This window comes from Thermopirellula anaerolimosa, assembly GCF_054657335.1.
Map to the genome: position 1 here is coordinate 29909 of NZ_BAAHYX010000007.1, position 20707 is coordinate 50615.

Annotated in this window: 14 protein-coding genes; 11 read left to right on the plus strand and 3 right to left on the minus strand. The window is 60.3% G+C overall.

The genetic code is table 11. The features are described 5' to 3' along the window. Positions 1 to 127: 127 nt before the first annotated feature. The 3 genes from ACYQ6J_RS17800 (at position 128) to ACYQ6J_RS17810 (ending at position 4160) form a co-directional block, all read left to right on the plus strand. On the plus strand, positions 128 to 1498 hold the full coding sequence (locus ACYQ6J_RS17800; protein WP_460185579.1) for a transposase: 1371 nt from the start codon (positions 128 to 130) through the stop codon (positions 1496 to 1498). A 680-nt stretch (positions 1499 to 2178) separates the two neighbouring features. After that, on the plus strand, positions 2179 to 3942 hold the full coding sequence (locus ACYQ6J_RS17805; RefSeq protein ID WP_460185580.1) for a hypothetical protein: 1764 nt from the start codon (positions 2179 to 2181) through the stop codon (positions 3940 to 3942). A 2-nt stretch (positions 3943 to 3944) separates the two neighbouring features. Continuing rightward, positions 3945 to 4160 carry a hypothetical protein gene (locus ACYQ6J_RS17810; RefSeq protein ID WP_460185581.1) on the plus strand — a complete coding sequence of 72 codons (216 nt, stop codon included), beginning with the start codon at positions 3945 to 3947 and terminating at the stop codon, positions 4158 to 4160. 522 nt (positions 4161 to 4682) lie between these two features. On the opposite strand, the gene ACYQ6J_RS17815 is transcribed toward ACYQ6J_RS17810, so the two are convergent. Together ACYQ6J_RS17815 and ACYQ6J_RS17820 are read right to left on the minus strand one after the other, a co-directional pair. Beyond that, positions 4683 to 5750 (minus strand): integrase core domain-containing protein, encoded by a 1068-nt coding sequence (locus tag ACYQ6J_RS17815; RefSeq protein WP_460185582.1) that lies wholly within the window; start codon positions 5748 to 5750, stop codon positions 4683 to 4685. 1111 nt (positions 5751 to 6861) lie between these two features. Then, positions 6862 to 8298, minus strand: coding sequence for a transposase (locus ACYQ6J_RS17820; RefSeq protein ID WP_460185583.1), 1437 nt, complete (start codon positions 8296 to 8298; stop codon positions 6862 to 6864). Between the two features lie 67 nt (positions 8299 to 8365). Here ACYQ6J_RS17820 and ACYQ6J_RS17825 point away from each other — a divergent pair, with 67 nt between their 5' ends. The 6 genes from ACYQ6J_RS17825 (at position 8366) to ACYQ6J_RS17850 (ending at position 17135) form a co-directional block, all read left to right on the plus strand. Further along, a complete protein-coding gene (locus tag ACYQ6J_RS17825; RefSeq protein ID WP_460185584.1) occupies positions 8366 to 8746 on the plus strand; it encodes a hypothetical protein in 381 nt (126 codons plus the stop codon). Between the two features lie 24 nt (positions 8747 to 8770). Further along, positions 8771 to 12274: a HEAT repeat domain-containing protein gene (locus ACYQ6J_RS17830; RefSeq protein WP_460185585.1), complete on the plus strand. Its 3504-nt coding sequence runs from the start codon at positions 8771 to 8773 to the stop codon at positions 12272 to 12274. A 194-nt stretch (positions 12275 to 12468) separates the two neighbouring features. After that, positions 12469 to 13428 carry a cysteine synthase A gene (gene cysK, locus ACYQ6J_RS17835; RefSeq protein WP_460185586.1) on the plus strand — a complete coding sequence of 320 codons (960 nt, stop codon included), beginning with the start codon at positions 12469 to 12471 and terminating at the stop codon, positions 13426 to 13428. Positions 13429 to 13957: 529 nt separating this feature from the next. Then, complete coding sequence (locus ACYQ6J_RS17840) at positions 13958 to 15880, plus strand: glycoside hydrolase family 140 protein (protein WP_460185587.1); 1923 nt, start codon at positions 13958 to 13960, stop codon at positions 15878 to 15880. 329 nt (positions 15881 to 16209) lie between these two features. Then, positions 16210 to 16743 (plus strand): DUF134 domain-containing protein, encoded by a 534-nt coding sequence (locus ACYQ6J_RS17845; protein WP_460185588.1) that lies wholly within the window; start codon positions 16210 to 16212, stop codon positions 16741 to 16743. Next, positions 16740 to 17135, plus strand: coding sequence for a NifB/NifX family molybdenum-iron cluster-binding protein (locus ACYQ6J_RS17850; protein ID WP_460185589.1), 396 nt, complete (start codon positions 16740 to 16742; stop codon positions 17133 to 17135). The genes ACYQ6J_RS17845 and ACYQ6J_RS17850 overlap by 4 nt, the downstream gene beginning before the upstream one ends. A 55-nt stretch (positions 17136 to 17190) precedes the next feature. Here the strand turns inward: ACYQ6J_RS17850 and ACYQ6J_RS17855 are convergent, their stop codons facing one another. Next, on the minus strand, positions 17191 to 17388 hold the full coding sequence (locus ACYQ6J_RS17855; RefSeq protein ID WP_460185590.1) for a hypothetical protein: 198 nt from the start codon (positions 17386 to 17388) through the stop codon (positions 17191 to 17193). Between the two features lie 104 nt (positions 17389 to 17492). Between ACYQ6J_RS17855 and ACYQ6J_RS17860 the strand changes: the two genes are divergently transcribed. Together ACYQ6J_RS17860 and ACYQ6J_RS17865 are read left to right on the plus strand one after the other, a co-directional pair. After that, positions 17493 to 19712, plus strand: a complete 2220-nt coding sequence (locus tag ACYQ6J_RS17860; protein ID WP_460185591.1) for an ATP-binding protein — start codon at positions 17493 to 17495, stop codon at positions 19710 to 19712. A 77-nt stretch (positions 19713 to 19789) separates the two neighbouring features. Next, complete coding sequence (locus ACYQ6J_RS17865; RefSeq protein WP_460185592.1) at positions 19790 to 20212, plus strand: response regulator; 423 nt, start codon at positions 19790 to 19792, stop codon at positions 20210 to 20212. Positions 20213 to 20707: the final 495 nt, after the last annotated feature.

A 20707-nucleotide genomic window follows, 5' to 3' on the forward strand; every position in this document is an offset into this window, starting at 1 on the left:
GCCAGCAGCAGCGCGGACTTGCCGGATACTGTAATGGAACCTCTGCACAACAACCGTCCGGCAGCAGTATAATACGACCATAATTGGGAACCAAGATAGAGGCGCATAGACATTAGGGCAAGTGATTATGGCGAGGAAGGACGGTTTATCGCAGCGGACGTTGGCGACGGGCGGCTTCGACGTGATGCGCAAACCCACCCGACGGCATGAGTTCCTCCGAATGATGAACCGAGTCATGCCGTGGCAAGGACTCGTGAAACTCGTCGAGCCGTTCTATCCCAAGAGCGACCAACCCGGCCGACCGGTCAAGCCGCTGATCTGGATGCTGAAGCTCTACTTCCTCCAAATCTGGTACGGCCTCTCCGACCCGCGAACGGAGGAACTGATGCACGATAGTCACGCCGTACAGGAGTTTTTGGGTCTCGACCAGTCCCAACTCACCTCGCTCCGCGAAGAATCGCGAGCGCCAGTGGCGGCCGTGATCGATGAAACGGCCTGCGCGAGGGAGACCGCAGTCAGTGGAGCAGCCTCCGCCGGGGTGGAACGTTGGCGGAAGTCGAACGCTCCTGCAAAGCGACGCAGCGCTATGGGCCAATGGTGGCTGGCAGGTTGCCTGATGCTGGCTGCCTTCTGCCTGTTCCGTGCCGCGCCTAGGGACAATGGTTCTGCCTCCCCACAACCGGCGTCGGTTTCCGTCGCTGCATCGACACGCTTGCTGGAAGAAATCGAGCAAGTTCGCTTGGGGCAAAGGGTGGTCACCGATCTCCCACCTGAACTGGTGATTCAGGCAGTCGGCCCAGTAGAGCATCGCCCTTGGTGGGACGCCGAGGAGGTTGACGCGGTCACCTGGCGCGAGATACGGCTGCGCGCCGCGGTAGACGACGGCATCCTCGACATCGAACTCCTCCGTCCCCGGCGGTGGATCGAGCAGGTGCAGGCCCGAGTGGGCCACCAGATCCACCTCTCGCTTCCAGAGCAGGGCTTTGACGGGCTGGCGGAGGTAGCGTCGATCGGCCCCTGCCCACCGCTGGGCGAAGGTGATGGGCAGGTGGTCACTGGCACGTTCACCCGCGTTCGCAACGGCATCATCGACTTGTACGTCGAAGGCCTGTCGGAGCCCCTCGGCGTCACCCGCAACCACTTGGTCTGGTCGGAAGACCGCCACGATTTCGTGCCAGCCGGCGATCTTCAGCCGGGCGAACAGATGCGCCAGTTGGGCGGACTCAGACGGGTCGTGCGTGTGAGTTCTCGGTCTGCTCCGGAGCGAGTCTTCAACCTAGAAGTTCATGCAGACCACGTTTATCGCGTGACCCAGGCGGGATTACTCGTTCACAACGCCAGCACCAAACAGGTGGATCCGAGCAAGCTGCGTCTCGTGGATTCAACTGAAGAGAACATGCTTCGGGTCACAGAGAAGCTCCGTCGCGACATTGCGAAGTGGGGAACGGAAATGAGCTGCCACATCCCATACTTGGCGAAGTCGACCGCTACGGGATAATTCGGCTGATCGACGGCCAAACACGATGCGCACGAGTGAACCATTTCAATCGGAAGTTCGCCGCAGAGATGGCTCGCGCAGGTATTCCCATGCGGACAGTTTCTGTCGAGCTTAAGTATGTTCCGGATGCTGACTTCCGCTTTCTTCCTTCGATCGGGGACTTGCCGAGTCCCTGACGTTCCAGCACGTCCTAGCCAGTGTTGCGTATGACTCCAGAAACTCACAGCGGCCCTCTGTGAACTCCAGACTCTATGACAAACTCACGACGACAATTGCTGCAAGCCTTCCAGCGGTTGGGATACCACCTTGGAGGAATGCGGTTCTGTCAGCTTTTTTGGTACGTTGCCTCGCAGTCACGTAGCGGGCAGCATTGGTACGAATTGAACGACGCTGACCTACTGGAACTGGCTTCAAGGCCCGAGACTTACTCCCAATCAGCTCCAGACAAAGGCGAGGCACGTGTTCGGGCCGAAGTGTTGGATGTACTTGCCAGTTTCAGCGAGTCATATCCTAGTTGGACGCTCGGGTGGCTGCTGGTGAATCTCAGTTCCTGGGGAGGGGAGACACGGCCGTGGGCAGTTCTTTATCACATTGAAGACAAGGTACTCCTGGCCGGCGCGCGCCGACCACCGCAAGAACGGATCGAAATCGTTCCACCTGGCGAATAATGAGCGCACAGGGTGACATCGTCCCAACATGAATACAAGTCGATGCGCCGGGACATCGCCTTCGCTAACCGGATGGGCGAGTGGGTGTTCAACCGCACGAATGCGCAGAACTTCCACACGGAGTTCCAGCGGGCTTGCTCCGGGGAAGGGGTGTGCTTCGTGGCGGGAACGCCCATCCTGATCGGCGAGGAGACGCTGCTTCCGATGATGTCGCAATCGGACGTCGTCCCTGTTCCGCACGGCGCCTCGTTCTGGAACACTCTCGGACTTACGTGCCTGGTCGCGGGCCTGGCCCCGCTGGTCGTCACTGGCCGACGCAATTCGGACGACGAGCGCCGGCGGACGCGGGACTTCTTGTTCGCGGGGCCGGACGAGTTCGACCCGTTCAGTCCCGACCAGGAACCACGCGATGACGCACTCCCGCGGTTGCCGGACCCGGAGTTCAACGCGCTGTGCGATCGCCTGTTCGGGGGAGAGGAACTCGCTTGGGACGCATCGGGCGGCGAGCGGGCTGGCGCGGGGTGGGACCGGACAGCCGCACGAGAACCGGGGTGCCACGGGCAGCTTGCTGCCCGTGTGGACGCAGCGGCCCCGCATGCCCGCGAAAGGCAAGTCGCGATGTTGAAGAAACCCCGCGCTTGGCCAGTTCGTGCGGGCAGCGCGGCAGCATCGGAGCAACCGGGTGCCCGCGGCGCGATCCGAACTACGCGATCCGCGTCTTCACCCCGGCATGCCACGACGGCTTGGGTACTTTTGTGCGCCCTGTTGGCCGGGTGTTGCTTCTGGCTGGGACTGGGCAAACAGTCGCCGCCGCAGGGAGTGCGCCACGCAAGCGCCGGTGCGCTAGCGCTGCCCGCACCCCAGACTCGGCCCATCGAGGCGGTCCGCGTCGGTCAGCGGGTCCTCGCCCGCAATCCGGAGCTTGGCGAAACGGAGCGTTTTGCCTCCACGGCGGTCGATTCGGCCACGTGGCGGAAGCTGCGGCTGCTGGCCGACAACCGGTGGGAAGACGGCACGGTCGATCCCGTCGAAGTAGAAACCCTCCAGCCGCCGGAGTGGATCACCCGGCACGGGGCCCGCGTCGGCGCCTTGGTGCCCATTCCGCTGGACCTGGTGGAGATGGGCCTACCGGATGGGATGCACGCCCGGGTGGTGGCCAACGACCCCTGCCCTCCTATCGAACCCGGTCCGGGCAAGGTCGTCCTCACCACCGTCACCCACCTCAACCGGGACGTGTGGGAGCTGACGCTCACGGACGACCGAGGCCAAAGGGAGCGAGTCCGCCCCACCGGGCTGCACAAGTTCTACAGCCAGTCGCGTCAGGCGTGGGTCTCGGTCCGCGACCTCCAGCCGGGCGAGCAGCTCGGCGGTATCCACCGCCCGCTGACCGTTGCCGCGGTGCGCCCTATTCCCGGCGTGCACCGGGTGTACAATATGACCGTCGAGGGCGAACACGTGTACCACGTGTCGCCCCTGGCGGTCGTGGCGCACAATAACGAGTGCGCCGCAAACGCAACAAGTGAGAGATGGCCCAGTACGCCACAGGAGATGGACCAGCTACTTGGTGTGCCGGGAACCCGAATACCAGACACAGCGACCACGCCGGGGCGGGGCAAGGTGGTGTGGCAGCCGAACGAGCAAACCAAGATCGTCTTCGAGCAGCATCCCTATCACCCCAATGCACCCGGCTGGCATCGTGGCCCACATTGGCATTTGGACACGCCCGCAGGCAGACATTGGCGATTCGTGCCGGGAGATCCTATTCCAGGAATGTAACGATGACGCCAAGAGAGATCGCCACCATAGTCTTCACCGAAGCCGATAGCGGAAACGACGCCGTCGCAATCGTTCGCCAATGTGGGAAGAGGTTGGCTGTCGCTCTCTCCGTTCAGGATAATGGCGACCTCGAAGTCTTGCTTGATGTAGAAACCGCAACGCGCCTTTTAGAGGCAATCAAGGTTGGGATCGACGTTATCAGCTGTGAAGCAGAGTAACCGGGTGCAATCGTACTGGTGCTCTGGGTGAAGCACTTCGGACGGGTCACGGCAAGTTAACAACCGCGGACAATCACTTGGGAGGTGAGCCAGATGATCGACAGGGAGAAGGGTTACCATTCGGACCGCGATCAGGCAGCGACGAAGAAGCGGTCACGTTTGCTGGGGTTCGTCGGCACAATGTTGGTGCTGGCCGTCGCTCTGCAATTCGTCACGAAACCGCCCAGACCGGAGCATCGGGGGCTGCTGGTCTTCGACCTGGGCCTCATTTTTATCGGTTGCGGGCTGGTCGGCGCCCGTCGTGTTCAAAAACTCTGTCCAACGCAGAACCGACCGGCGACGGCAGTTGCGATGGCTCGAATCGACTCATCCTTGTCCGACTGCGGCTGGCCAAAAGTTGTGAAGAGACCGCATCGTTGGCAGGAAGGCAGAGGACAGGAGGGATTTGCGGCTCACCAGCACCGAGCTTCCAAGATCTGCGCAGCAGCGACCGCTTCCGATCAGCGTGGAAGCACCGGTTGCTCATGCGGCTTTGCGTTCGTAGTGCCGCAGCAGTCCGCCGAGCCGTTCGTGCACAATGATATCCCCCGGTCCAAGACAGCCGACAGGTTCGGGTGGTTGGCTCAAGACCGGCGGCAGATTCCCGAGGCCCAGATGAGGGCGTTGACTGTGATAGTAGGCAAGGAACTCGGTCAGGAGATGCCGTAAGTGCTTCTCGCCCAGCACGATGAACAGGTCGAAGCACTCCGTCTTGATCGTCTGCACGAACCGCTCGGCGTAGGCGTTTTGGTTCGGCGCCCGGACGGCAGTCTGCACAACCTCCACGCCCTCGGATTCGAGGATCGCCCGGAACTGTTCGGTGAACTTCGTGTCCCGGTCACAGACCAGATACTTGGCCCGCTCTGGCTGGTCGTCGAAGAACATGCCAAGGTTGCGGGCCTGCTGCGCCATCCAGGCGCCATCGGGATTTGCCGAGATCCCGGCAATGTGGACCCTTCGCGTTCCGGGCTGGATGAAGAACAGCACGAAGTACTCGACCAGCCCTCCAAGCGTCCAGACCTTCTTCGAGAAATAGTCGCATGCCCACAGGGTCTTGGCGTGCATCTTGATGAACTCGTCCCAGGACCCTTCGCCGCGTGTCGGTCCAAGGTCCAAGGCATTCTCCAGCAGGATGTTCCGGACCGTCCCTTTGCAGATATTCAGGCCCAGCTTCTTCAACTCGCCCATGATCCGTCCCAGCCCCCAGGCATTCTCCTTGGCCATCTTGACGACCAGTTCCCGGACCTCATCGGGCTTGCGTGGCCGCCCGCCTTTCGTCTCGTTTTTTTTGCCGACCGACTTGATCTCCCCACTCGCCCAGCGGGCGAATGTTCGCGGCGAGACGATCGTGATCAGATCCTTGATCTTCGACCCCAGCGACTTGCCCCGTTTCACCAACTGCTCTCGCTCGGCCGCCGTCACCTCCACCCGTTTGGGGAGCTTTGCCCGAAGGATGCGGTTTTCGGTCTTCAGGTAGTCGACCATCTGGGCCATCTCGGCCTGGGTCGCCCGAGCCAGCAGCATGATGAGGGGGTGGAAAATACGGGCCATTCGGGATATGCCTTAAGTGCGTGCGAACGTGGAAGATGACAGGGTTTTTGAACACCGCTGGCAGATGCCAGAATCCCTTGCTATCAGCCACGGGCCTGGATGTCCAGGGCCCATCGTGCTGAACGGGCCAAGAATCGGCATCGACGTTGGCGATGCAGCTCTACAGCCCGCACGGGCGGCGTCGTCGGGCCACCACGTCGGCGTCTTGCGGTCCCAGGTGGTCGAGCCAAATTCGCACGCTCGCGCCCGCTGTTAACCTGCCAGTCGAAGTTTCAAACGCCTGTACAAATCGCGCTTTGGGTTAACAGCCAGAGACCCTTGACTGTTAACTCGTCTCTTGCAGTTGCGCTACGGGTTGCCTTCGTTTTGGGGCCAACCGAAAGGGACTCGAAGTCGGTAAGTCCCTTCGCTGCAAACACTTCCGCCTCTCGCCTCGGCGCGCATTGTTACGAAGAGGGTTGCGAACGGGGAGCCCCGTACCCCAAAACCCCGCCCGAAACTCTCGGACTCTCGGTTTGACGGGCCTGCCTGGGTTAACAGCCACCCGACTCGGTGTCGATTCTTGGCGAGAATTCGACTGTACGTCCGGTAGGTTCAGGTACGGTGTGGTTGGCCATACTTGTCCTCCCAACCCGAGGAGGCCGCCTTGCGACCGCGAGTTGATGCCTGCGGTATCTGGGCGTCGATGACTCTTGCATCGCAACCAGAAATCGCTCGGACAGCGGGGCGTTGGAGACATGATTGCTACTGGCGGCACCGCAGCTTGCGCACACCTCCCAGTCTGTACCAGTCGGCAGCGAAGTTGCCGAGCCGTTTGCGTTGTAAACTTTTTGGCGGGGGAGTGAGTTAAGAGCGCGAGACTGGATAGGTCGGGAAGAGTCGCGGAAGAGGGATCAGGTGAATACGTGGGGCGGGGAGTCTTGAAAAGAGGGGACTCTGGAGCCGGGAAGGCGGCACTCGAAGGAAGAAAAGGCGGCGTTCCAGGGAAGAAAACGCCTCAAAGCGGTCTTTGATCGGCCTTCCGCGCGCACTCCGCGCAGACCGTCATCCTGCGAGACGAGCTCAGCACCGACAAGATTCCCGATTCGTCCGCCGCTCTGGGGTAAAAAACCTAGGTGACCGCTACGGCGGGTTTTCCTGAAGGCTCTTGCTCAGCGGCGGAGCCGGACTCGGGATGTCCCGGGGCGGCAGGCTTGCCGTAGACTCTTTCCCGCAAGGCCTTGGAAATCGGACTGAGCCGCATCTTTCCCAACGTCCCCTCTCGACGCGGGGCCATCGCCAACAGCGTCGCAAACGCGGCGTGCACCACCATCACCGCCCCCACCTCCGCCGTAAACCGCCGGGCCCCGACGATGTTCCCGTCATCCACCCCCCAAAACACCTTCAGCCGGGCATTCACCCGTTCCACCGCCGTCCGCCCGCGGTACAACCGCTCAAACTTCCGCGTCGCCCGGGGTATCGCCGGAAACCGCCGCAAGTCGATCTCCCGCGGCACACGCACCGTCTTCCCGTAGGACTTCCCCGCATTGCAAATCTTGCTCATCAGACACTCCCACCCCTCGTGCTTGGCCGGACACCGATACTTGATCGTCTCCCGCGACGGCTCATACCCGATGTAGGCCATCCGATACCGCACCATCGGTTGGCTCACCCGATCGTAACAGTACACCGTCCCCGCCTCGTCGTAGACGATGTTCGAGGTCCCATCGTGGCCGGGCAACATCCGCTCCGCCTCCTCCTTCCACAAACTCCGATTCTCGATCACCGCCTTGATCCCCTCCCGCGACAACAGCTCATGCACCGGATTCGTGTCGGCCGCCTTGTCATAGGCCAGACTCTTGATCCGACCTTGCGGCAGATTCCGTTTCACCTGCTCCAAAACCGCCGGCAACGTCTCGGCATCCCCGGCCGTACTCTCCGTGACCTTGTACCCCAACACCACTTCGTGCTTCACATCCACCGCCAGGTGCAGCTTGAACCCGAACCACTCCACCACCCGCGTCACGTTCCCGTCCTTGTCCGTGTACTCCTTGCGACCGCCCTTGGGTTGCGGAAGACCTTCCGCCTTCTCCTCCTCCGCCGCCTGTCCCTCCTTCCGCCGCGCCTTCAGCCCCGTGGCGTCCCCGGCCAGGTTCTCTCCCAAGTCCGGCACCACCTCGGCCAACCGTTGCACCATGGTGTTGAACATCTTTTGCAGGAGGCTGCGAAACGGTTCCCGGCCCAGCAGCTCCATAAACCGCGACATGTTCCAGGCGTTGGGAACCTGATCCTCCGATTCGATCCCAATCAGCTTCCGCAGCTCCGCGTTCCGCCTCAGTTCGGCCAGGCACGACTCCACGGTCGGATGCCGCAAGGCGATCTTCAAAAGCCACGTCCCCCAGAGCACACGGACCGGGTAGTCGTTCCGCCCCTTGCCCCGGGATCTCTCCAGAGATGTGAGAAACTCCTCGTCGGGAATGGACGTTAGAAATTCCCGCAGGGTGCGAATGGTGGGACTATCTTCCAGGGTATCCCAGGCGAAGAGAGGTCGGAGGTTGGGGATTTGCATAAAGGTCTTCCTGAGCCGGAGAACAAGGGATTCAGCCAACGCTTTGCGTGCTTTGCAGGGAAAGTTCTTGTTCCGCACCACCCAAGGGGCTTTGGATCAAGCCGATCCTTGTGAACGCATACCTTTACTACGCACCAAATCCCCGCTTGTTCGCAGGCTTGGTCGAAAAATCGTGAAAAATCGCTCCATCGCGGGAAAAACCGCCCGTTTTCCGCACATCCTGCGGGAAGGCCCTTTCCAGGCCCTTCCTAACTTCAATCCATCACGCGAGATGGGAACAACGCAAAGGGCTCCGACGTTCATCAGCGTGGTAGATATCGCCGCAGCGATTCACTATCATAAGCAACGAATCATCCGCCGTTCTGCGTGGCGTCCGTCGCGGCCCGGGGACTTTGTTGAGCGGCATCCCGCCGGGATTCGTTCCGCACGGCATGGCGTGAAGTATTGAGCAATCGTATCGGAGCTAAGCAACATGGTTCGCGTATCATCCTCCACATCCGTTGTTGGCACGGTCGCACTTGCCGCGGGGATCTTGTTTTCCTCGGCCCTTACCGTTGCGGCAGGCGAGTCCGTAAATCAATCGGCACGCCGCATTCCCGTGGCGCAAGAGGTCGACGTTGCGGTAGTCGGAGGCAGCACAGGTGCCGTGGCGGCGGCAGTCCAGGCCGCCCAGGCGGGAGCCAAGGTCTTCTTGGTCGCGCCGCAACCCTACCTTGGGGACGACATGACCGCGACTTTGCGGCTCTGGTTGGAACCGGGCGAGGAGCCTTTGACACCGCTGGCGAAGCGCGTATTCGATGATCCGCTACGTCGCGACTCCCTGATCCACGCGGACCGCTACGATTTTCAGTATTCGGCCGATCAGCCCGCAGACCCTAAGCACGCCGACACCGACCCGCCTCAGCGGCTTTGCGACGGCCTGTGCAGCGACGCGCCGAGCCAAAGTGTGCAGTACAACGGGGACGTGACGATCCTGGCGGAACTGGATGCCGCCCGGGAAATCCACGGCATCCGCGTGATCGCGTTCGGTCGCGTCAGCAGCGATCCGGCTTCCGCTTTCAAGGTGGCCGGCTTTACGTACAGCTTGGAAAAAGAAGACGGCACATGGACTCCGCCGGTATGGGCCGAACCGACCCCGACGACCGTCATCGGCAACGACATGCCGTATGTCATCGATGCCAAGCTGGACGGTAGCAAGGCCCGTCGTATCAAGCTGCACATTAAGAAGGCGGATGACTGCGAGCGGATCCTCCTGGGCGAGATCGAGATCATCGGACCCCCGCGACAGGAAGACGTCGATCGTCTGCATGCGGCCTTTCCCGCTCCCCGGCCGATGCATGTGAAGGAGGTGCTGGACGACGCCTTGCTCGAAGCGGGCGTTTCATTCTTGTACGGGTCGTACCCCACGGACGTCATTCGAGATGCCGACGGTAAGATCGCGGGCGTGGTGATCGCCAACCGCGCCGGACGGCAGGCGGTGATCGCCAAGACGGTGATTGACGCCACGGACCGAGCGGTCGTAGCACGACTGGCGGGGGCCTCGTTTACGCCCTACCCCGGCGGCATCCATCGGTTCCAAAAAGTCGTCATCGGAGGCGCTGTCGTCGAGGCTCCCAACGTCTCGTCACGCGTCATCGATCCGCCGTTTGTGGGCCCCTTCCCCAACCGCGCCAAGACTTCCAGCGGCGTATTTCCCGTCATCGAGTACACCTTCGAGTTGCCGATGGAAGACGACGGTTGGGCGTCTTGGGCGAAGGCCGATCAAACGGCTCGCAGCCTCGTTTATCACCCCGAACAACAATTCGTCTCGGATGTCTTGTTCGAAGTCCCACCCGACTCGGTTCAGGGCGAAGCAACCGGCAGCGGTTCGTGGGATGGCGCGGACACGATTCCCTTGGGCTGTTTCCGCGCCAAAGGCGAAAGCGGCCTCTGGATACTGGGCGGATGCGCCTCCGTTTCCCGTAAACAGGCCGCGGCTATGCTTCGGCCGTGCAATTTGATGGCGATCGGAGAGCGACTGGGCCGGGAAGCGGCGAGAGAAGCCGCCGAGCGTGAAGCCATTCGATCTCCACAGGTAGCTGCCGCCGAAACGGGAAACGAAACCCGGTACGATATCGGCGAATTCCTGTCGGGGGTCCGCCCGTTTCTCAAGTGGCCGACCGTCCCGCAGGAAGAGTCCGGCGTGTCGATCCTTGGGCGATACGATGTCGTCGTGGTGGGAGGCGGAACCGGCGGAGCGGCGGCGGGAATCGGTGCGGCACGGCAGGGCGCTAAAACCCTCGTCATCGAATACTTGGCCACTTTGGGCGGCGTCGGCACGGCAGGTGCCATCTCGTCCTATTATTGGGGCAACCGCGTCGGGTTCACCGCGGAGGTCAATCAGGGCGCCGCGGCTTGGGTGATCGAACAGAAATCGGAGTGGTGGCGCAGCGAGTTGCTGAAGGCCGGCGCCGATATCTGGATGAATTGCTTGGGCAGCGGTGCCGTCGTCGATTCCGGGAGGGTCCGCGGAGTTGTCGTCGTCACGCCCTTCGGACGCGGGGTCGTCCTGGCCGACGTCGTCATCGATTCCACCGGGAATGCCGACATCGCGGCGGCGGCAGGGGCGGAGACGATGTACACCGACGACACCGAACCGGCGGTCCAAGGAACGGGCCTTCCGCCTCGCAATTTGGGCGCCAGTTACACGAACACCGATTTCACCATTACCGATGACACCGATGTTTTGGACATCTGGCATGTCTTCGTCTATGCCAAGAAGAAATACCGCGACGCCTTCGATCAAGGACGCTTGATCGATAGCCGAGAACGCCGCCGTATCGTCGGCGAATATACGATGACGATTCTGGACCAGATGCTGGAACGGACGTATTCCGACACGATCTGCATCGCGTACAGCAATTTCGACACGCACGGCTTCACCGTGGATCCCTACTTGGAATTGGAGCATCCGGAGAAGCGCGGTTTCTACGTCCGCATACCCTATCGGTGCCTCATCCCCAAGGGCTTAGAGGGAATCCTCGTCACCGGTTTGGGAATCAGCGCTCACCGCGACGCCATTCCGTTGATCCGTATGCAGGCGGACATTCAAAACCAGGGGTTTGCGGCGGGAACCGCCGCGGCGTGGTTAGCGCAGAGAGACCTCGATGTGCGTCGCCTGGACGTACGCGAGTTGCAACGGTTTCTCGTCAAGGTTGGAAACTTGCCGGAATCGGTCCTTTCGGAGGACGAAATGCCTCCGGTGCCCGAGAACCGGGTTCGAGAGGCCGTGGAGAATTTGAAGACTGACTACCGTGACGCGGCGGTGATCTTGGCGTGCCCCGAGATTGCGAGACCGTTGCTCCGTAAAGCCTATCAGGAGGCTGATCAACCCGAACACCGTCTCATCTACGCCCATGCACTTGCGGTGTTGGGAGATAACACCGGATTGGAGACGCTGATCGCCGCCGTCAAGGGCTACGACTCGTGGGACCAAGGCTGGAATTATGTCGGAATGGGACAATTCGGCAGCGCGCTCAGCCGATTGGACCAGTTGATCGTGGCCTTGGGCAGAACTCGCGACCGGCGGGCCGTGCCCGTGATCGTCGATAAGTTGCGACTTCTCACGCCGGATTCGGAATTCAGCCACCATCGCGCTATCGCTCTGGCGCTGGAAATGATCGGCGACCCCCAAGCCGCACAGCCTTTGGCGGAATTGCTGACGACGCCGGGCATGACCGGTTACGTCCACCGGACGGTGCAGGATGCGATTCGTTTCGATCAGAGTAGCCCGGGCGGCACCAATCAAGTCAAGGCACGCCGCGATTCGATTGTGGAGTTGTCGCTGGCCAGAGCCTTGTTCCGCTGTGGAGATTACGGCGGCATTGGGGAGCAAATTCTGCGAGCTTACACGCACGACCTCCGCGGGCATTTGGCTAGGCACGCGGCTGCCGTCCTCGCCGCGGCGGGAAAGGCCGTGGAACAAGGCGAACCGTAAGGACCGCCAGGGCTGATCGGGAAAGCAAATTTCCTGATGTTCCATGGCATGTCTGCTCTTGACGCGAATCAAAATGAAGATTAATATTATGATATTAGTAAGGTATCGGATGCGGTAGCCTGAATGGAAAGACGGCACGTTGGAGCGGTCGCCGGACGGACTGTTCATGGACCGGTTTGCTGGGAGAAGATAGGATGACGCCTGTAGCGAATGGTCGCGTTTTCGACGAAATCACCCATTGCATTGGGAACACGCCCCTAATTCGGCTCCGCCGAATCACCGAGGGGGCCGTTGCCAACGTTTTCGGCAAGCTCGAAAACTTCAACCCCTTGTGGAGCGTGAAGGACCGTATTGCCCGGGCGATGATCGATGCGGCTGAGCGGCAGGGCTTGATCAAGGAGGATACCGTCATTATCGAGCCAACCAGCGGCAATACCGGCATCGGCCTTGCTTTCGTCTGCGCGGCCCGCGGTTACAGCTTGATGGTCACGATGCCGGAGAGCATGAGCCTCGAGCGGCGACGCTTGCTCAAGGCATTCGGCGCGGAGTTGGTTCTAACTCCCGCCGCGGAGGGAATGCCGGGCGCCGTGCGGCGGGCCGAAGAATTGGTGAAGGAGAACCCCAATTTCTACATGCCGCAACAGTTCAAGAACCCCGCCAATCCCGAGATTCATCGGCGAACGACGGCGGAGGAGATTTGGCGGGACACGGGCGGAAATGTCGATATCTTCGTGGCCGGCGTCGGCACCGGTGGAACGATCACCGGCGTGGGCGAAGTGCTGAAGTCTCGCAAACCGGACGTCAAGGTCGTTGCCGTCGAACCGGCCAATAGTCCGGTGATTTCACAGAAACTGGCGGGCCAGGAGCTTAAGCCCGGCAAACACCTGATCCAGGGAATCGGCGCGGGATTCATTCCCGACGTCCTCAACCTTTCGATCATCGATCAGGTCATTCAAGTTGAAGACGAAGACGCCCTCGAAACGTCGAGACGGCTTGCCCGGTCCGAGGGATTCATGTGCGGCATCAGTTGCGGAGCCGCAGCGTGGGCGGCCTTGCAATTGGCCAAGCAACCGGAGAACGCGGGCAAGAACATCGTCGTGGTCTTACCCGATCTGGGAGAGCGCTATCTCTCCACGCGACTGTTTCCAGAGTGAGCGGATTACTCCCGCCCGAGGTGTCCCGACTCGTGGGAAGAAGCTCCTCGTTCGGTCGGTTCCTATGCGGAGGCGGCCGATTCGGCGCTGCTTCAAGGCGTGTAGGGACGCCTCACGGCGGGGAATAAGCTCAATCGGAGCCGAACATCTGCGCCCGGTAATTTCGAAGGCACAAAAAGATTCGCCAACGTCGCCAACTTGTCAGCCCCGGGCTTGGAGATGTTGCTTGACGGGAGTCGGGCTGCTACAAACAAAGGCAGTCTCGGCAGAGGATTAGGCGGCGCAAAGGCACAACTCAAGCCCTGCCCCATAGCTCAAATCCGGATTCGCAGACGAGCACCCCCAATCCAGCCTCAGATTAGGGGTTTTAGGGACTTGGGGGCAAAGCGAAGGATCGGATTGCCCGCTGCCGTTCGCCATTGCCACGACGCTGCTGCGTCGGTGGTGCATGAGTTCGCACCGCTGCCGTCATTTGGATATTCGGTTCGTTTCATCTCTCGACCTCGAGCTGCTAGTGGAGTGCACTTCCGTGTCGGACCTGAAATCAATGTACCGTGTGACCGGGTTCTTCCTGGCCATGAACTTCTGTCTACTTTCGGCACGCATCGTAGCCCTGGCCGAGGATCGACGCGACGGAGATGGTCGCGTCACGGTTTCAGGAGAATTGAAGCAGTGGCATAAAGTGACCCTGACGCTGGCCGGTCCTTTCGCCGCCGAGCGCGACGAAGACCCCAACCCCTTTACCGACTACGGTTTTTGGGTGGAGTTTCGGCATGAATCGGGGGAGCCGACGTATCGCGTGCCCGGTTATTTCGCGGCCGACGGCCGGGCGGGAGAGACCTCGGCCGAGGCCGGCAACTGCTGGCGCGCCCATCTGGCCCCGGACAAGACGGGCGAGTGGACGTACCGCATCGTGTTCCTGAAAGGAAAGCATGCGGCGATCGGCGGCGAGGGGACGGAATTGCCTCCTTACCACGGCGTTAGCGGCACATTCACGATCGGCGAATCCGACAAGGCGGGCCGCGACTTCCGCGCGCAAGGCCGTCTTGCCTACGTCGGCAAACACCATCTGCAATTCCTGGGGAGCGGGGCCTATTTCTTGAAGGCCGGTGCCGACGCGCCCGAAACCTTCCTGGCCTATGAGGACTTCGACGGCACCACCGCCGCCAAGAAGAATGTCCCGTTGCACAAGTGGGCGCCGCACGTCCGCGATTGGCGACCGGGCGACCCCACTTGGAAAGGCGGCAAAGGCAAGGGCATGATCGGCGCACTGAACTACCTGGCCTCTCAGGGAGTCAATGCCTTTTCCTTCATCCCGTACAACGCCGGCGGCGACGGCGACAACGTCTGGCCGTTTGTGGAAAGAGACGCCAAGCTGCATTTCGACTGCTCGAAGCTCGATCAATGGGCCGTCGTGTTCGATCACGCGACATCCTTGGGGTTGTACTTGCACTTCAAGCTCCAGGAACAGGAAAACGACGACAACCGACTGGGAAAGCGCACTTCCGTTCCCGAGTCACTCGACGGCGGCGCTCTAGGGCCCGAGCGCAAGCTCTACTGTCGAGAATTGATCGCCCGTTTTTCCCACAACTTGGCACTGAACTGGAACATCGGCGAAGAGAATACGCAGTCGCCCGAAGAACAAAGGGCGATGATCCAATACATTAATGACACCGATCCTTACAAACACCCAATCGTGATCCATACCTTCCCGAACTGGCAAGATCGGGTTTACCCGGAGCTACTGGGGGACAAATCTCGTTTGACGGGCGCCTCGCTGCAAAACGGTTGGAGTGAGGTGCATCAGCGGACGCTGCAATGGGTGCGGGCGTCATCGGAAGCGGGTCGGCCCTGGGTTGTGGCCAACGACGAACAGGGACCGGCGGAGCTAGGTGTTCCTCCCGACCCCGGCTACGAAGGTTTTGAAGGGACGGCGAGATCACAACCCGATGGCAAGGGATATACCCTGCACGACATCCGCAAGCATACGCTTTGGGGCAATTTGATGGCGGGCGGCGCCGGCGTGGAGTATTACTTCGGTTACAAACTGCCTCAAAACGATCTCTTGTGCGAGGATTATCGAAGCCGCGAACAATCTTGGGGCTACTGCCGTGTCGCGCTCGAATTCTTTGCCTTGCATGAGATTCCCTTCTGGCGGATGTCCAACGCCGACGGCCTGGTAGGGAATGCCAAGAGCGATAATTCTCGCTATTGTTTGGCCCTGCCCGGTCAAGTGTACGTCATCTACCTTCCCAGCGGCGGCACGTGCAGTCTCGACCTCTCGGGTGCTCCGGGAGATTTCTCCGTCAAGTGGTACGATCCGCGAAGAGGCGGAGAACTGCAAACCGGTTCGGTGCGACGAGTGGTGGGTGGAGGGTTCGCCTCCCTCGGGCAACCTCCCGCGGACGAACGTGAAGACTGGGTCGTTCTGGTTCGTAAAGATCGCCCATAGAAACCAACCGGCGCGTCCTGCCGCAAGTACCGGAGCGTCGAGCAAAGGTACGGTAATAAGCCGCGCATTCACGAATTGTCGCACGGGCCCGTGACAGTTGTTTTCTCCCATGCGGGCCCCAAGCTCGCCTCTGCGCCCGGCGAACATTCGTCACTTCCCGCAACAGGCGGGAATGCGTCCACCCTCCCCTTCTTCGCACAATCGCATTAGCTTCCTTGGCTATGGCTAGGCGAACCGTTCGCCTCCATCTCCCAACCTAGAGAAAGGGTTGACTTATTATGAGCATATGCTCATAATATTCTTGAGGAAGGTATCTAGGAGTTCTTTGCATGCCGCGTCCCAAACGTTGTCGGCGAGTCGGTGTCGCGCTTGGTAGAACGTTGTTCAAGCCTGCGAGCGTGCCGTCCCGCCATTGCGCGGAGGTCATTTTGACGCTCGATGGATTGGAAGCGTTGCGATTGGCGGATTTCGAGGGACTTTATCACGAGGAAGCCGCCCAACGAATGGGTGTCTCGCGGCAAACGTTCGGTCGCATCCTCGAATCAGCACGAAAGACCGTCGCCCAAGCATTGGTTATGGGGCTCGTTTTACGAATTGAGGGAGGTCCAGTGCAAATGACTGACACAAGAACGTTTACCTGTGCCGACTGCGGGCACTCTTGGCAGGTACCCTTTGGCGGGGGGCGGCCACAGGCCTGTCCCGCGTGTCAAAGCAACAATCTCTACCGGGCCGACGATATGCAAGCAGCATCCGCCGGGGCAGACGGTCGCTGTCGTCGTAAACAACTCGGTGGCCGCCGGAGACGTTGCCAAGGCGGCGGTCGCGGTCGCTCGGAGATCCAATGCAAGGAGACGAATCAATGAAATTGGCGGTCGCGTCCCTGGACGGCGTGCATATCTCCCCGCATTTCGGCCGAAGTCGCTGCTTCCTCGTCTTCGAGTTGGAGGCTGGAAGCATCGTGAGCCGGTCTGTGATGGAAAACATCTTTACCGCGCACACGCGAGGCGAGTGCCAGGGCGACAACGATCATCATCAACACAGACATGGGGACCATGCGGACATCATTTCGGCCTTGCAAGGCTGTCAGGCGGTGATTTGCGGAGGCATGGGGCGGCGTGCAGCAGAGGAACTGAGGCGGAATGGAATCGACGCGATCGTCGTTGCCGCCGAAATGTCGCCGGAAAAAGCCGTCCAAGATTATGTGTCGGGCACGCTGCGTGGCGACAACGGCTTTTGCGCCTGCCACGAAGCTTAGCGGCATCGGTTTCGACGGTCGCCGTCTGCTTGACGGCGACTCCGACGGCCCTCTCTCAATAGGCCGCTTGCCGATCCTCGGTTGGTAGGGAAAGACCGAGGGTTCCGTGAAAAACGCGTCGTCCGGCTTTTCGCGACAGATCGACTGCCCGGGCGATGACGACTTTATCGCCCAAAATGGTCAGGGAAATCGCGATCACAGCGTTGCGGCACTCATCGTCGTATAGTTCAGCCTCACCAAAACTCCCGCGCATGCTACCTTATCTTAGGGACAAAGTGCTCGCGTTATCGGGGCAGGCGACCGTTTTCTTCACGTCCACGACCGCGACGTGAAAGAAATGCCGCAGGAGGCAAACCCATGCGCCGGGAATCATGTCCAAACGAAACTCCGGAGGCCTCAAGCGAAGTCGGCGAATTCTCCCATTTCGCTCTTTTGAGCCGAGTTTCTCACTTGTTGAACCGCAGCGACCAAGATGCCTTGGATGGGATTCTTCAGTTACTGTTAAGCCGATTTCGCAGCGAGTTCGGCATTCTGGGTTACATCGATGGACAAGGGCGTCTGGTGTGCCCCACCCTGACTCGTGACGTCTGGAATCGGTGCGCGATGTCGAACAAGCGCATCGTCTTTGAGATATCGGAACTGGGCGGCGTCTTGGAGGAAGTCTTGCGTGATCGCCGGACCGTGGTCGCCAACTCGCCCCGCCCCGTCCCTAGCGGGCACGTACCCATCCGCAATTTCCTCGGCGTCCCCGTTGTCTCGGAAGACTCCCTGATAGGCTGCATCCTGCTCGCCAATTCTGCGCAAGGCTACAGCGATCAAGACGCCCGGTTTCTGGGCCGAATCGGCGATTATTTAGCTCCGATCATGGAGGCGTGGCGGAAACGATTGGACGAAGAACGGCGGCGAGAGCAGGCTGAACGAGAACTTCGCGAATCCCTCGCCCGACTCCGCCGCTCAATGAGTCGATTTCGAGTGCTGGCGGCGATCAGCGATCTTGTGGACGGCGACACGGACGAAGAATCGGTTGCGCAAGCGGTCGTGGAAATGCTGGCCGACGCAACCGCCGAGTTGCCGAACTCAGCGATACGCCTGATTCTGCACGGGCGAGTCCATCAACCGCGTCATTTCGAGGAAACGCCGAACAAAATATCCGCCGGAATCTTCGTTGATGGCAAATATGTCGGGGCCGTCGAACTCTGCTTCGGTCGGTCCGGATTGGACGACGAGGACATTCGGCAGGAGCAACTCTTCCTCACGCAAGCGGCCGAGAAGTTGGGAACCATGCTTTCCCGACGACGAGCCCAGGAGGAAATAGCCACTGCCAGACGCCATTTGCAGGTACTTCTCGAAACCACCAAGATCGGCTTAAGCGTCATCGACGAAAACGAAATCGTGCGATACATGGATCCGTGGCAGAAGAAAATCTACGGTGATTTCGAGGGAACGTCCGTCCAAAACTATTTTCGTGTCCGGAATGTGCGAGACGACCAATGGGTTCATTCCGTTCTTGAGGCCTTGCGGGAACGCAGGAAAGTCACGTTCCAGCATCCAATTCAGGCCCAAGAAGACGCGATCGCGCAAACCACGGCGATTCCCTTCCAAGACCCTGCAACGGGTTCGTGGCAAATCGCTACCATCACCATCGACTTGACCGAGCAAAAGCGATTGGAATCGGCGTTGGCGCATGCGAGAAGGATGGAAGCGGTTGGGCAACTTGCCGCCGGCATCGCTCACGAAATCAATACACCGATCCAATACATCGGAGACAACCTATCCTTCCTCGGCGAGGCATTCGACCAAGTTTTCCGCTTGATCGAGGCGATGCATCGGGCAGTCGATACTCTGGGAACGACCGCGGTCGAGAGCTACTCGCAACTGCTTCGCTCTTTCGACTGGGATTATCATCGCGAAGAAGTCCCGAAAGCCTTGGAGGAATCGAAGAAGGGCGTGGAACAAGTGTCGCATATCGTCCGCGCCATGAAGGTGTTTTCTCACCCCGGCGGTCGAGATAAGCAAGAAGTCGATCTTCACCGAATGCTGCAAGCCGCAATCGATATTTCCCGCAACGAATGGAAGAACGTCGCGACCCTTAGAACGGAATTTGACCCCGGCGTTGGACCGGTGCCGCTCTTCAGCGCGGAATTCAATATGGCCGTCGTGAATCTGATCGTCAACGCGGCCCAGGCGATTGCCGAGCGTCCCGACCTGTCATCGCGTCCCGGCATGATCATCGTTCGTACGAAAGCCCTCGACGAAAATTGGGTTGAGATTCAAGTGGAAGACAACGGACCGGGAATCCCGAAAGAGATTCAGGATCGAGTTTTCGATGCCTTTTTCACCACCAAAGAGGTCGGAAAAGGGACGGGACAGGGATTGACCACCGCTCATCATGCAATTGTGACGCAACATGGCGGAACACTCGAATTTCGCAGTCGCCCGGGAGAGGGAACACTCTTTCTCATACGCATCCCGAGGAAACGGCCGACCGCAATAGTTCCGCCCAAAAACTCCACGATCACTACCGCGGTACCTGAAGCGGAGAAGGCGGCGCTCTGCGCGGTGAACGTGCCCGGATGACGGACGAGCGGCATTGGGACCTGGTCGCCGCAAATGCAAACCCGCACTTTCAACGTATCCCGACGGACGAAAAAACGATGCATCCTCCCACGGTTCTCCTGATCGACGACGACGTAAACATCCTTCACGGTTTGACCCGCGCATTGCGAAGGCAACCCTATCGCTTCCTTACGGCGCGATCCGCCGAGGAAGCGATGCTGGTCCTGAAGCAATGGCCGATCGATGTCATCGTTTGCGACGAACAACTGCCGGGAATGCGGGGGAGCGACCTGCTGATTTGGGCGGCGGAGCACCTCCCCGACGTGATTCGGATCGTTTTGACCGGGCGACCCGACGTAGAAACGGCCCTGAAAGCCATCAATGAAGGTCGCGTCTTCCGTTTCTTCACCAAACCGTGCAACGAAATCGATCTCGCCATCGCCATCGGGGAAGCCATCGAATTGCGTCGCCGAAACAAAGGTTTTCCAGCGACGAGCACAACGGAAATCCCCGTCCCTTGATTTCGCTCCGCGGGTTTCCCTCTAATCGACCGTCGAGACCACCTCGCACGATTATGCCGGCCTCAACCCACCGCTCGAGGACACAGCTTCAGTGCGCGGTGATTCCGGCCGACCTGGCGGTAAGGTGATTGTCACAGGGCGATTGTCTCACGCTATCGCCGGCTCGATTTGATTCCCCGCTATTGGGGTGTAAGACGCCTTGCCAGCCTGCCAAGCGTCAGCTCTCCCTGCATCCTCGTTCCCTCGCCAGCTTGTAGGAGCCGTTTGCGTTGTAAACTTTTTTGCGGGTGAGCGAGTTAATAGGGCGAAACTGGATGGGCCGGGAAAAGTCGCGGGAGAGGGATCAGGTGAATACGTGGGGCGCGGAATCTTGATCAGGGGCAACTCTGGAGGCGGGAAGGTGGCACTCGAAGGAAGAAAAGGCGGCGTTCGAGGGAAGAAAACCCCTCGGAGCGGTGCTTTGACGGCCTTCCGCGCGCACTCCGCGCAGACCGT